At 43.8% G+C, this 13,253-nt stretch carries 12 protein-coding genes; 6 read left to right on the top strand and 6 right to left on the bottom strand.

All coding sequences use genetic code 11. From position 1 onward, the window contains the following. Window positions 1-17 precede the first annotated feature (17 nt). The 3 genes from xthA (at window position 18) to JMW85_RS06860 (ending at window position 3,018) form a co-directional block, all read left to right on the top strand. The gene (xthA, locus tag JMW85_RS06850) at window positions 18-842 is read left to right on the top strand and encodes an exodeoxyribonuclease III (RefSeq protein ID WP_201501345.1); all 825 of its coding nucleotides are present in this window, start codon (window positions 18-20) and stop codon (window positions 840-842) included. 127 nt (window positions 843-969) lie between these two features. Beyond that, window positions 970-2,193 carry a bifunctional glutamate N-acetyltransferase/amino-acid acetyltransferase ArgJ gene (gene argJ, locus JMW85_RS06855; protein ID WP_201581276.1) on the top strand — a complete coding sequence of 408 codons (1,224 nt, stop codon included), beginning with the start codon at window positions 970-972 and terminating at the stop codon, window positions 2,191-2,193. Window positions 2,194-2,679: 486 nt separating this feature from the next. Continuing rightward, the gene (locus tag JMW85_RS06860; RefSeq protein WP_227681698.1) at window positions 2,680-3,018 is read left to right on the top strand and encodes a DUF4377 domain-containing protein; all 339 of its coding nucleotides are present in this window, start codon (window positions 2,680-2,682) and stop codon (window positions 3,016-3,018) included. A gap of 191 nt (window positions 3,019-3,209) precedes the next feature. Here the strand turns inward: JMW85_RS06860 and JMW85_RS06865 are convergent, their stop codons facing one another. After that, window positions 3,210-4,643 carry an L-serine ammonia-lyase gene (locus JMW85_RS06865; RefSeq protein WP_201581277.1) on the bottom strand — a complete coding sequence of 478 codons (1,434 nt, stop codon included), beginning with the start codon at window positions 4,641-4,643 and terminating at the stop codon, window positions 3,210-3,212. Window positions 4,644-5,182: 539 nt separating this feature from the next. On the opposite strand from JMW85_RS06865, the gene JMW85_RS06870 reads away from it, so the two are divergent. Next, window positions 5,183-6,616, top strand: a complete 1,434-nt coding sequence (locus JMW85_RS06870) for a solute carrier family 23 protein (protein ID WP_201501342.1) — start codon at window positions 5,183-5,185, stop codon at window positions 6,614-6,616. A gap of 147 nt (window positions 6,617-6,763) precedes the next feature. Here the strand turns inward: JMW85_RS06870 and JMW85_RS06875 are convergent, their stop codons facing one another. Next, the gene (locus tag JMW85_RS06875; RefSeq protein WP_045447840.1) at window positions 6,764-7,696 is read right to left on the bottom strand and encodes a DMT family transporter; all 933 of its coding nucleotides are present in this window, start codon (window positions 7,694-7,696) and stop codon (window positions 6,764-6,766) included. A gap of 485 nt (window positions 7,697-8,181) precedes the next feature. Here JMW85_RS06875 and JMW85_RS06880 point away from each other — a divergent pair, with 485 nt between their 5' ends. Next, window positions 8,182-9,102 carry a WG repeat-containing protein gene (locus JMW85_RS06880; RefSeq protein WP_374190037.1) on the top strand — a complete coding sequence of 307 codons (921 nt, stop codon included), beginning with the start codon at window positions 8,182-8,184 and terminating at the stop codon, window positions 9,100-9,102. Between the two features lie 133 nt (window positions 9,103-9,235). Here the strand turns inward: JMW85_RS06880 and JMW85_RS06885 are convergent, their stop codons facing one another. Next, entirely contained in the window at window positions 9,236-10,264 is a 1,029-nt protein-coding gene (locus tag JMW85_RS06885; protein ID WP_201581278.1) for an alpha/beta fold hydrolase, read from the bottom strand. 27 nt (window positions 10,265-10,291) lie between these two features. Continuing rightward, window positions 10,292-10,456 (bottom strand): rubredoxin, encoded by a 165-nt coding sequence (locus JMW85_RS06890; RefSeq protein WP_011280463.1) that lies wholly within the window; start codon window positions 10,454-10,456, stop codon window positions 10,292-10,294. Between the two features lie 355 nt (window positions 10,457-10,811). Between JMW85_RS06890 and JMW85_RS06895 the strand changes: the two genes are divergently transcribed. Beyond that, window positions 10,812-11,381: an adenine phosphoribosyltransferase gene (locus JMW85_RS06895; protein WP_055124107.1), complete on the top strand. Its 570-nt coding sequence runs from the start codon at window positions 10,812-10,814 to the stop codon at window positions 11,379-11,381. A 40-nt stretch (window positions 11,382-11,421) separates the two neighbouring features. Here JMW85_RS06895 and JMW85_RS06900 read toward each other — a convergent pair whose 3' ends face one another. Continuing rightward, entirely contained in the window at window positions 11,422-11,898 is a 477-nt protein-coding gene (locus JMW85_RS06900; RefSeq protein ID WP_045454922.1) for a hypothetical protein, read from the bottom strand. Between the two features lie 142 nt (window positions 11,899-12,040). After that, a complete protein-coding gene (locus tag JMW85_RS06905) occupies window positions 12,041-12,982 on the bottom strand; it encodes a transaldolase (protein WP_045454919.1) in 942 nt (313 codons plus the stop codon). Between the last annotated feature and the right edge of the window lie 271 nt (window positions 12,983-13,253).

Consider the following 13,253-nt stretch of genomic DNA (forward strand, 5'->3'; position numbering starts at 1 on the left):
TTAGTATAGGATAATTTATGACCCGTTTTGTCAGTTTTAATATCAATGGTATTCGCGCACGTCAACATCAGCTTGAGGCTGTGCGAGAAGTGATCGATCCTGATGTGATGGGTCTACAGGAAACAAAAGTACATGATGAGCAATTCCCCCTAGAGAATATAGAGAGTCTGGGCTATCACGTAGAGTACTTTGGTCAAAAAGCCCATTATGGTGTGGCGCTACTATCCAAGGTTGCACCTATATTTGTGCAAAAAGGTTTCCCTGGTGAAGATGACGAGGCACAGAAGCGTTTTATCCATGCCCGCTATGAATTTGACGGTCGTGAAATTGATGTGCTCAATGGTTATTTTCCACAAGGAGAGAGCCAAGACCATCCGACCAAATTCCCGATGAAGCGGGCTTATTATGCAGATTTAATGGCGTATATCGATACCCTAAAAGCAGAAGGTCGCTCGCTCATAATCATGGGTGATATGAATATTGCCCCAGAAGATACTGATATTGGCATTGGCGACGTCAATGCTAAGCGCTGGTTGAAAAATAGGAAGACCTCGTTTTTACCAGAAGAACGCGAGTGGTATGCGGCGCTGATGTCACGCGAGCTGACAGATACCTATCGCTTACATTATCCAGAGAGCACAGAGCTATATAGCTGGTTTGATTATCGCAGTCGTGGGTTCAATGATGAGCCGAAACGTGGCTTGCGTATCGATCATATTTTGTGCAGCTCGGATCTTGTTGAGGCCTGTGTTGATGCTGGGATTAGCTATGAGCTACGGGCGATGGAAAAACCGTCTGATCATGCGCCAATTTGGTCGGCATTTGATTTAAAAAAACGGTAATATTTATATAGGTCGCGTTTGATACTTCACCAGCCGTAGCATCATGGTTGAAGGCTCAACGCACCTCAGTGTTTATCGCATCATCCGTGATAAATAATGATAAAAATTTCACAATAAGGGTTAAACCATGGGAGTCGGAAATGTTGCAGTACCTGATATTATTTATCCTATCGAAGGAATCAAGCTAAGCGCCACTGCCGCAGGCGTACGCTATAAAGACCGAGATGATTTAGTAGTAATTGAGATCGCTGATACCGCGACCACAGCGGTTGTGACTACCAAAAATACCTTCTGTGCAGCGCCTGTACGGGTATTACGCGAGCATTTTGCCAAGGCCAGCCCGCGCTATTTGGTGACCAACACGGGTAATGCTAATGCTGGGACGGGCGCTGATGGCAAACGTCGCGCCGTTGATATCTGTGCCGCTCTGGCGAGTAAGGCTGGCGTGGATAGTAATGCAATATTGCCATTCTCGACCGGTGTCATTGGCGAGCCATTAAATAGCGATGCGGTCATCGCGGGCTTAGATAATGCACTTGCCAATTTGGGGGCTGACAATTGGCTTGCCGCGGCGAATGGTATTCGCACCACAGATACGATTCCGAAGCTCGCTAGCCAAAAAATCGACGTGGCGGGTATTAGCTATCATGTGACAGGTATGTCAAAAGGCTCAGGCATGATACGCCCTAACATGGCGACCATGTTGGGCTATGTGGCAACTGATGCCAATATCGCTGCTGACCTATTACGAGAAATGCTAAGTGCCATTAATGAGCAGTCTTTTAACCGCATCACTGTCGATGGCGACACTTCAACCAATGATTGCTGTGTGTTGATCGCCACGGGTGCTGCCAGCTCAGATATCATTGATAGTCCAGAACATCCGCATTATCAGGCTATATTTTCGGCTTTGACCGAGGTGTTTGTCCGTCTGGCGCAATTAATCGTACGTGATGGCGAGGGTGCTACCAAGTTTATGACCGTCAACGTCACTGATGGCAAAACAACGCAAGAGTGCTGCGATGTGGCATATGCGGTCGCGCATTCACCGTTGGTCAAAACCGCATTCTTCGCTAGCGATGCCAATTGGGGTCGTATCTTAGCGGCAGTGGGTTATGCTGGTATCGAAGACTTGGATACGGAACAAGTGGATGTTTATCTAGATGAAGTCATGATTTGCCAGAATGGTGGTGTCGCCCCTAGTTATACGGAAGCGGCAGGTAAGACCGTCATGAGTCGCCCTGAGATTACCATTCATATCGATCTTGCTCGCGGCGATGCTAGCGATACGGTATACACCTGCGATTTATCATATGACTACGTCAAAATTAATGCGGATTATCGTAGTTAAGGGTTATCACTGTCAGCTAAGTAAAATACTTTTTAATGAATAACTGAGCCAGAGTGACTATCACTCTGGCTTTTTGATGTGTAAATTTTTCTCAGTATCAATTTACTCTACTATTCAATACGCGCGATTAACAACAGTTGCAAAAGCTGACGTTACTTTACAAAGCAGTTATAGAGCAGAAGACGAGTTGCGCTCTATACTGACCTCAGTAAACAAACAATAGACGACATTATTGAGACTTAATAGGTTTATTCGGTAAAGCTAAATCAGGTGAATACTCTTGCTTGGCTCAATATCGACAGTAGTATTACACCCATCGCAAAAATTGACTGATATTTTTAAAATATATTTACCAGCATGATGTGTCCAAAACAATAATCTCAAACCATTAATAATGTATTTATAACAATTAACTGAGGATTTAATAATGAAAAAATTAGTACTTGCAGCAGTAATGACCGCCTTTGCCTGTCAGGTTGCTCTACCATGGGTATGGATAACGAACGTACGATGGTTGTCGATGGGCAACCTATGAATGTTAAAGTGGTTAACATTCCAAGTTTTGAAATAGAAGTAGCACCACTGAAAGCCGTCTGTGAGCTGTCAACAGCTGAGGGTACTAAGGTTGAAGCAGAATGCTTACAGTATCGTCAGACTTATCAGAAAAACTACACACCTTTAAACGGTAATATTCAGGGCTTCACTTATGAGCCAAACTATCGTTATATTCTAGATGTTCGCCAAGAAGTCATGATGGATGAAAATACTAACATGGCTAAGCCAGTTTGGATTCTAAACGAAGTGGTTTCAAAAACAGCTGAGTAATGAATCATTGAGCATGTCTAGTTGATGAGCATATTTGACCAAAATAAAAAAGACCCCTAATACAGAATTAGGGGTCTTTTTTATTTTAGCAAATACTTGGGAATGTGATGTCAGGATAAGCTATATTAAACGATCGTTATGTTAGAACGTATCCCCATTTGGATAACAGTCAATCGAATTTAGAGAACGCTCTAGCACTGACTATATTTTACACTGACGCCATGAGTGGCAGTAGGGATACGATTGTCTGCATAAACGGCAAGACCGCCTCGTGAGGTTTCTTTGTATTTATCTAGCATATCCGCACCAGTGACTTTCATGGTTTCAATCACTTTATCTAAAGAGACAAAGTGCTGTCCATTACCGCGGCAAGCAAGTCGTGCCGCATTGACAGCTTTGACGGCGCCCATGGCATTGCGCTCGATACAAGGCACTTGCACTAGACCGCCTACAGGGTCGCATGTTAGACCTAAGTTATGCTCAATACCAATCTCAGCCGCATTAAGGCATTTAGCTGGATCACCGCCCAAGATTTCTGCCAATGCAGAAGCTGCCATGGCACAAGCAGAACCAACTTCACCTTGGCAACCAACTTCAGCGCCAGAGATGGAGGCATTTTGTTTGATTAAACTGCCAATAGCAGTCGCATTTAACAAAAACTTGCGTGCACCATCTTGGCTATAGCTTGATAAAAAGTCACGATAGTAATGCATCACCGCAGGAATAATACCTGCTGCACCGTTGGTGGGGGCAGTGACGACATTTCCACCATTGGCATTTTCTTCATTGACCGCCAAGGCATATAAATCAATCCAGTCCATGGCAGCGAGTTTGTCATTTTTGGTAATGGGTTGGTTTTTCTCGGCGCACAATTGTAGATGTAATGCTTGGGCACGGCGTTTTACATCCAAGCCACCAGGTAATATGCCACTGTTTTGACAGCCTCGCGTCACGCAGTCCTGCATTGACTCCCAAATAGAGTCTAAATAAGCAAAAACTTCTGATTGATTGCGGTAATGACATTCATTTGCCAATACCAATTCACTAACGCTTAAGTGGTGTTGACAACATTGCTCCAGCAATTCTGCGGCGCTATTAAAGGGGTAAGGAATGGCGTCAATGGTCGGCGTGGCGTTATCTTCATCCGGATTGGTGGCATCTTCTTCATTGATAACAAAGCCGCCACCTACCGAATAATAGGTTTGTTGGTAATGACTGCCGTCGGTCAATAATGCGCGGATAGTCAAAGCATTAGGATGGTAGGGCAAAACGGTTTCGTCATACCAGTGAATATCGCGCTCTGTCTCAAAGGCAATAACATGCGTGCCTGCTATATTGAGCTGTTTGTCTGAAAAAATCGGTGACAAATATTGACTGGTCAAACGGGTATCGATCGTACTAGGAGCATGCCCAAGCAGCCCTAACAATATAGCAGTATCGGTTGCATGTCCTTTGCCTGTGGCTGCCAAAGAGCCATAAAGCTCAATCTCAACACCTGTAATAGCCTTCAGCTCTGTTTGCTTGGTTAATGAGCCCAAAAAAAGATTGGCGGCGACCATGGGTCCTACCGTGTGTGAGCTTGATGGGCCAATACCGATTTTAAATAAATCAAAAACACTAATCATAATAACTTACCAAGTTTTTTAAGTGCACTAACATGTTGTATAGCTGCTTTAGGCACTTTCATTGAGAATATAACAGGCAGCTCTCGCTTATAGCACCGACAAAGGTATAGAGGAAGCACCGCCCATGGAAGTATTAACGCAAAAGAGGAAAAATGGTGATTGAATAATAACTTTTATTTGTTTTGAAACTCCGCTATCATGCTCGGAGCTAATGGCTATGTAACATCCTGTAAGTTGATTGTCGCTGCAGAGTACACTGAGTCATAAGCGACCATAACCGTTTTTTAGTTAAACATATCCGACCACATACATCTACCAAAACATGGTCATCATACCAAATAATACTTTTGGTTTGCCATATTGCAACATAAATGAATGAGTCAGGGCGACATATTATAAATGAAAAGATGCGGATTTTACTCGTTATTATAATTTCTAGCCACATATTCTTGCCGATTGATGCCCTGATTTAAAGCAATTTTTATTTTTCATTTACTGTTGTCTATTATTTTAGCCCAGTTTACATAGGACAAGCGTGTATGCCCTCTCAAAAAGACCCTTCCTCGCCTTTAGAAAACAGCGCTCAAGCACCATCTGCTGAACCTGGATTAGAGGCTGCGGCGATCAGTCCTCCGTACAATCCAGACTTTGAAAATGGACGCTGGTTTCCGACATGGCGTCCGTATCAAGGCGATTTAGATCGTGATCCAGTCGGTATCAATGAATATTTGCCACCGTCAAAAAGCGTGCTATTAGGTGTACAGCATACTTTTGCGATGTTTGGTGCGACCGTGCTTGCGCCGCTGTTAATGGGCTTTGATCCCAACTTAGCCATTTTGATGTCAGGTATCTGTACGGTGATGTTCTTTATGATCACTGGTGGGCGCATGCCGAGCTATTTGGGCTCAAGTTTTGCTTTCATTGGTCCCGTTATCGCTGTGACAGCTTATGCAGGCGCAGGGTTCAATGGTAATTTGAATGTCGCTTTGGGCGGCATCATGGCTTGCGGTATCATTTATGCGTTAATTGGGCTGCTGGTGATGAAAACGGGTACTGGCTGGATTGAGCGTTTGATGCCGCCTATCGTTACTGGTGCTATTGTGATGATTATTGGTCTCAACTTAGCGCCAGTGACCATTCAAGGGGTGTCTGCCAATCAGTTTGATGCTTGGATGGCTACCTTGACTGTATTACTCATCAGTGGTGTGGCTGTCTTTACACGTGGTATGCTGCGTCGTCTGCTATTACTGGTTGGTTTAATATTATCCTATTTTGCCTATTTTATCATGACCAACGTCATGGGTTTTGGTACGGCGATTGACTTTAGTGGTGTGGCAGCTGCTTCGTGGTTTGGCTTACCTAGTATCCATACGCCTCGCTTTGAGATGAGTGCTATTATTCTGATTGCGCCTGTGGCCTTTATTTTGGTGGCTGAAAACTTAGGGCATTTTAAGGCTGTCGAAGGTATGACCAAAGCTCGTGTCACGCCTTATATGGGTCGAGCATTTTTTGCTGATGGTTTGGCAACCACCTTTTCAGCAGGATTTGGCGGTACTGGTGTGACGACTTATGCTGAAAACATCGGTGTGATGGCGGTGACTAAGGTGTATAGCACAACAATATTTGTCGTGGCAGGCGTGGTAGCTATTTTGTTAGGGCTATCACCGAAATTTGGTGCCATCATTCAGACGATACCAGCCGCTTTATTGGGCGGTGCGTCCATTGTGGTGTTCGGTTTGATTGCTATTGCAGGCGTCAAAATTTGGATAGACAGTCGTATCGACTTTAGCAAAAACAGCAATCTAATTATCGCGGCCGTGACCGTTATTATGGGTACCGGTAACTTTAGTTTGCATTTAGGCGGCTTTGATTTGGGCGGTATCGGTACGGCGACTTTGGCAGCGATTGTCTTAAATGCGTTATTTAACCAAGGATCTGAAGCGAAGGCTGCTCATCAATCATTGGCTAAGTAATCAGCTTTTATGATGCTGAGGTTTTATACCTATCAGATAACGACGATAACAGCGTATATCACTCCATAAAAAGCGCCCATGCTATCGGTAGCATGGGCGCTTTTTATGGAGTGGCAGCAAGTGCACGATAAAAATGCAGAATAAAAGCTACTTGTAGTCTCGCTTGTAAAATTTTGAGAAAAACCGATAACGTCGTAGGGCGCGCGGCTTAGGTTTCAGTGAGCCCAAATAGATTGCAAACATGGTCAACAGAGCACCGCTCCACTGTAAGCTATTAATCGGTTTGTCCAGCCAGCTATAATCAATGACCAGTGCGGCAATGGGTTCTGATAATAATAATAACCCAGTTAACGCCAAAGACAGCTTAGGAATGGAGTAAGCAATTAAACCCCATGCCAAGCACTGCATCACTGTACCGTAGATGAGCACCCAGCCAATCTCAGACCAAGTGTTTGGCAAAATATGACCCATATCAAACACAAACATGGGAACAATCATCGCCAATACACCACCGATACTAATCAGCTGCATCAGCATAAATATGGGTGTGGGTTCAGTATCATGGGTCTTACGGATAAAGGTCATCGATGCCGCTAGCATTGCCCCTGAAACGATACCAGTGATGAACCCCCAAGTGGCGGCGCTGTTATGCGCAAACTCAGGACTGCCTATCATGGCCACACCAAACATGGCTAAAAACAAACTGATGAGCTGCAATATAGATTGGCGTTCATTAAAATATAAGAACCCAATGGCGGCTAAAAAGAAAATCTGTAGGCTATTCAGTAAAGTTGAGATGCCAGGGCCGACTGCATAAATACTCTCGTGCCAGAGCGCCAGATCTAAGCCTAAAAAGACACCTGATAATAAACCATAAAAAATAGCGCGCCTTGAGCGGGGTAGACGCTGTCCCATGATTTTGGCCAATACAGCGAATACGACACCTGAAATAGCCAAGCGCCAAAATGCCATTGCCCAACCGCCAATATCAACGTGAGCGACAATCAAACTACCTAGACCAAAGATAATACAACCAATGACCAACCCAGTAGAGGCAGAGCGTGAAGAAGCAATCGCCATATAATGTCCTTATATCCATATTATTATTTTATCTTACTGTATCAACGATGACGCCAATGAATACTGACGCTAATACAAGCCGTATTGTCTAGGTTTTGACGCTAAAATGAAATGGTCAAACCATCATTTATGCTTATTGTTTGATTTATTATCAAGATATTAGGTTTTATCTCTGTATATGCTAGGTATAAAATCAATGATGACCTTAAGCTTCACTCATATAAGAAAATCTCTATAACAATACGAATATATGGTGGAGACATCCTTACAGGAACGATGTTGGCGTGGTTATCACTATTTGTTAATCTAGTGGTTTATAATCTCTGTAGTGGCATAATAAAACAGGATAGTTTCTTATTAGTCTTTACCTCAAGTACTTCAATACCATTAGCCTAGGTTCATCTATGTTGCGACGTTCATTATCCCTACAACAACGACTATCGACATCTGGTTTTGCTATAGCCATCTTTGCTAGTACGCTATTTATGGCGCCAAGCGTACAAGCGGCCAGTTGCAAAATTCCAAAAAGTTATTATAAAAACGTGGCTTGTACGGCAAATAGCGGCTATTTTTTGGCGACAAAAGATTTCGGCGCGCCAGTTGCTCTGATTAATAGTAAGGGCAAAAGCGTCGTTGATTTATCACGTTATCAAAAAGTCGATGCCAGTAAGATATCGGCAGGTTTACTGCCTGTATTGCGCAATGGTCATGTCGGTTATCTTAATATGCAAGGTCGTGAAGTAGTACCTGCGATGTATGATGTGCTTAAAGAAGGACAGGGTTGGGCGCGTCCCGTCTCTAACGGGCGTATCGTGGTAAAGCAGGATGGTAAATATGGGGTCATTACTACTAGTAACAAAACCATCGTGCCGTTTTCATCCGCGATTAGTGACATTGATGATTACCAAAATGGTGTCGCCCGTGTACGTAAAAATCAAGCGATCAGTTGGATTGATGAAAACGGCAAAACGACCAGTGACCCAAATGGTAGTAACAACGAGCAATCCACGACGCCACGAGCACCTGCCAGCGCTAATGGCAATGCATCCTCATCCAACCAGACACTTCCCAATCGCTTTACGATGCTACAACCGCGTCAGCAAGATGGCAAATGGGGGTTTATCGATGATAATAATGTGACCATGATTACCTATTCTTTTGACGAGGTGCGTCCCTTTGCCGAAGGCTTGGCTGGCGTGCGCATCGATGAAAACTGGGGCTTTGTTAATCTTGGTGGCGAGTTGGTGATTCCTTTTCGCTTTGCCAATAGCGGTGTGTCAGCTGGTGATCTTTATCAAGGCAAACCCGCCTTCACCTTTACTGGTGGTAAAGCGTGGATTGGCAATCTAAAAAACGGCAATAAAATGTGTATCGATAAAGAGGGCACAGGAGTGGGCTGTGATTAAGCGGCGCGTCCAAATATAAAGACCTACATGATCTAATGACCTAGGTAAAATATCCAGCATAAAAAAGAGCGTAAATCCTACTATTGATTCATAGGGTTTACGCTCTTTTTTATGAATTGTGTGACAACTAAAATTATTCGTCTAATAAATGATTGCTGATTAAATCGACCATATAAGGTTGATAGTATTCAGGAATATCATGCGCCATGCCTTCGATTAAATGAAACTTGGCATTCGGAATGGTCTTGGCAACCACACGACCTTGTGAGGCGGGCAGTAGTCCATCTGCGCTACCATGCAGTACGATAGTCGGCGCTTTGACTTGCTTGCTAAACCTGCTAATAGAGCCTGATGCCAAGATAGCATTGAGCTGTTGTACCGTGCCGAGCGGATGAAAGTTGCGCTGATAACGCAATTTGGCAATTTCACGCACCATACGTACGTTGACATGCCCAGGCGTACCGACTGTCTTCATAAACCACACGCTATGGCGCACGATATCGCGCTCAGAATGACTTTCAGGGCGGTTGATCAGGGTATATAGCTGCCTAGGTTTTGGTGGTTTTAAAAATGCACGGTTGGTCGTGGTAAACATCAACGCCATGCGCTGTACTAAACTTGGATAACGTGCCGCTACGATTTGCGCAATCATGCCGCCCATCGAAGCCCCAATCAGATGGGTTTTCCCCAACTGCAACGCCTTAATCAAACGAGCGGTATCTTCTGCCATATCTGTTAAATTATAAGCCACTTGCGTACCTTTATTGGACAACCCCGTTTGCAGGCGCATCATCATTTTTAGCTGACTGATACGCGGTAGTCCATCAATCTGCACTTTAGAAGACAGACCAATATCACGATTATCAAAACGAATGACAAAAAAACCGGCATCAATAAGGCGCTTGATAAAATTATCTGGCCAAAATATCATCTGTGAGCCAAGTCCCATAATCATGAGCAGTGGTGGATCATTAGAATTGCCACCTGCCTCAACACACAGCTCAATGCCATCGCCGATATCAATCATTGATTGATACAGATGCTTGCTAAGGTCAGAGTCTCGCCATTGGTGCGCGCCAAACTTTTGCCACTCAGGAGTAGGGTAGCCACCTAAGTCTTCTTGTAGGGTTGCCGATGGTTTGATGTCATTCGATGTTGTCATGAAGTGTCCTAATTAGAGGGTCGTCTATTACAGCTCAAGCATCTCAAAATCAAGCTTGCCCACACCGCACTCTGGGCAGGTCCAATCATCAGGGATGTCATCCCATTTAGTGCCTGGCGCAATCCCTTCTTCGGGACAGCCGAGTGCTTCATCATATATCCAGCCGCAGACGATACATTCATAACGTTTCATAAATAGTCCTATCGAGCATTATCAGTGTTTATAATCCGTGTTACAGGGTGTTTTTGACGTGCATACTTGCAACCACAGCCGTTAAATGAGACTGTAAAAGCGCACATAGTTTAGCATATAACCGTGATTTTCGTCGTTAAGTTTACACTTGTATATTGAGATTGATTGGTTTTTATCAAGGGGTTTAGGTCTTCTGTCTGTCAGTAAGCACCTGTACGCTTACGTGCGCAACTGCGATATTTCTATCAATTATGTTATAATAAGCGCCGCTAAATTCACAGTATTAGCCATCATTTATCGTTGATATATTATTATCTAAATTACATTATCTAAGTCATATACGCTAAGGGTTACCATGAGCATTAATGCTGCCGCTACATCTAAAAATGTCGAAAATGAGTCGTCTAATAAGCTCAATACGGATCATCCCTTCTGGCAAGTGATTCGCACAGTACCAGACTTCCCGAAAGTCGGCATTGATTTTTATGATATTACGCCGTTACTGCGCAGTCATATTAATGAGGTGATAGATGCATTGCTCGCCGCACTGCCTGAAGGTGTGATGGACGAGGTAGATTGTCTAGGGGCAGTTGAAGCGCGTGGTTTTGTCTTTGCAAGTTTGCTTGCAGGTCGATTGGGCAAAGGGATGATTTTGCTACGTAAACCCGGTAAGCTGCCACCGCCCGTTGCCAATAAAGCGTATGCTCTAGAATATGGTAAAGACACGCTTGAGATGCAAAACAATCTACCGCCTGAGCGCGTGCTATTGGTCGATGATATTTTAGCCACAGGTGGCACTTTAACCACCGCTTATGAGCTGTGTAAATCGGCAGACCATACCGTGGTGGGGGCGTTAGTATTGCTAGATTTGGTTGATTTGCATGGCGAATTTCCAGTGCCTGTCTATACGGTTTTAAAGGCTTAAAACTGGCAACGCTTTTTTAATTGCCTGTATTTGCTTTGTCTTAACGTACGTTACTTGTCTTGCTGGTAAGGTAAGTTTTACACGCCTGTTCTATTAGCATACGACTAATCGTTTTTGGCTTGGTTATCTTAAAATCTTTGGTGGTTAATATGGGTTTTTCTGATTGCCAAGATTCTAATACCTTATTATTGGCATCATAGTTAACGTAAGCGCGTTTATAGTAACTGGCGTCTTTACAAGAGATGAGCAATTGCTGATCGCTATGATGAATCGCTTTTTCTTTACCTTCCTTATCTACTTTTGTTTCATCTTTTTGTGCAGGGTATGTTCTGCGGATAGATACGGTGATGTTTTCGACATTTTTTTCGTCTATGATATTGATGTCGGAGCTTTCAATAGAGTCCAAGTCTAAGCTAAAAATTGATCCAGTAGGACTTTCTGATATTTTTGACCAGTTCACTGCATGCGTGCTGACTGCTAGAACACCACCCACTAATAACACTGATAGCCGTTTCATAATCAAGCCTTGCTTCTTGTTGTGAGAAGTGAGCCATGATAGCCAACTTACTATTAGCAGGCAAATTTCTTTTATAACCTGCGACTGAGGTTTGTAAAATGTTGATCATACTCATCACTGTTTATAACGCTCGACGCTCATATCAATGACGCATCGCTGCTAACATCTGAGCAAGCTCATCACGAGCACCAATAAAGCCGTCGATACCTTTTGGTAATAAATCTTGTGTAACCGTGTCTTGTTGATAGGCGCTACTATATTCCTCTCGCGTTAGACTCACGCGTTTCATGTCGGCTACATCTAATGACATGCTAGGTGACAGTTGCTGTATCACCTCAGTATCCATCGCTGCCAGCGCGTCGATAAGGTCAGGCGCGATGGTCAATAGATCACACCCTGCTAGCGCTAATATCTGTTCAGTCGAGCGAAAGCTTGCGCCCATCACTTGCGTATTATAGTTATGCTGCTTGTAGTATTGATAAATGCGCTTTACAGACTGCACGCCCATATCATCAGAAGCGGGCACGTTTTGACGATTTTGTTGGCGTTTTTGCCAGTCTAAAATACGACCAACGAAAGGCGATATCAATGTCACACCTGCATCGGCACAGGCAATTGCTTGATGCTGTCCAAATAACAACGTTAAATTGCAGTGAATATTTTGGGTTTCAAGATAGCGTGCTGCCTCAATCCCTTGCCATGTCGCGGCCATTTTAATTAATACGCGCTCTGAGTTAACCCCTGCTTTTTGGTAAGCTTCCATAAATACTAAGGCTTTATCAATCGTCGCCTGAGTGTCATAAGACAAACGAGCATCCACTTCGGTAGAGACGCGGCCTTGAATAAGCTCTAAAATATCACAGCCAACCTGAATGGTCAGCGCGTCAATCACTGCATCTATATTGCCATTATGACGACTCATGGTTTCTGACAGCATGCCTTGGTTGTCAGGATGGAGGAGTGCTTTGGTAATGAGGCTTGGATTGGTGGTCGCATCGATAGGTTTTAAGCGCGCAATGGCGGCAAGGTCACCAGTATCAGCGACAATGGTGGTCATGGTACGAAGCTGTTGTAATGCGCTCATCAGATATCCTTTTTGATCAAAAACAGATTGTGTTCAGTTACGTGGTAATTTTCTACTTTATAGTGCTATTTGCTATCAGTTTTAGACTGTAACATAGTTTTGAGTGGATGTTCCTTCATAGTTTTGCCGTGCATCGCTGCCATATTGCCTCTGTTTGCCAATATTGACGAATTTACGCGCATTTACACATGGGCACTGTCGATAGTTTTTGTTATAGTAGAGCGGGTCAGCGATCTGGCTGCTACATTTGCATGCTGGTGTGTGTGACTAA

The organism is Psychrobacter glacincola, from assembly GCF_904846075.1.
GTDB classification, from domain to species: domain Bacteria; phylum Pseudomonadota; class Gammaproteobacteria; order Pseudomonadales; family Moraxellaceae; genus Psychrobacter; species Psychrobacter glacincola_C.

Coding starts and splice junctions, on each gene's coding strand:
- xthA (WP_201501345.1), top strand. CDS start 18: ATGACCCGTTTTGTCAGTTTTAATATCAATGGTATTCGCGCACGTCAA.
- argJ (WP_201581276.1), top strand. CDS start 970: ATGGGAGTCGGAAATGTTGCAGTACCTGATATTATTTATCCTATCGAA.
- JMW85_RS06860 (WP_227681698.1), top strand. CDS start 2,680: ATGGGTATGGATAACGAACGTACGATGGTTGTCGATGGGCAACCTATG.
- JMW85_RS06865 (WP_201581277.1), bottom strand. CDS start 4,643: ATGATTAGTGTTTTTGATTTATTTAAAATCGGTATTGGCCCATCAAGC.
- JMW85_RS06870 (WP_201501342.1), top strand. CDS start 5,183: ATGCCCTCTCAAAAAGACCCTTCCTCGCCTTTAGAAAACAGCGCTCAA.
- JMW85_RS06875 (WP_045447840.1), bottom strand. CDS start 7,696: ATGGCGATTGCTTCTTCACGCTCTGCCTCTACTGGGTTGGTCATTGGT.
- JMW85_RS06880 (WP_374190037.1), top strand. CDS start 8,182: ATGGCGCCAAGCGTACAAGCGGCCAGTTGCAAAATTCCAAAAAGTTAT.
- JMW85_RS06885 (WP_201581278.1), bottom strand. CDS start 10,264: ATGACAACATCGAATGACATCAAACCATCGGCAACCCTACAAGAAGAC.
- JMW85_RS06890 (WP_011280463.1), bottom strand. CDS start 10,456: ATGAAACGTTATGAATGTATCGTCTGCGGCTGGATATATGATGAAGCA.
- JMW85_RS06895 (WP_055124107.1), top strand. CDS start 10,812: ATGAGCATTAATGCTGCCGCTACATCTAAAAATGTCGAAAATGAGTCG.
- JMW85_RS06900 (WP_045454922.1), bottom strand. CDS start 11,898: ATGAAACGGCTATCAGTGTTATTAGTGGGTGGTGTTCTAGCAGTCAGC.
- JMW85_RS06905 (WP_045454919.1), bottom strand. CDS start 12,982: ATGAGCGCATTACAACAGCTTCGTACCATGACCACCATTGTCGCTGAT.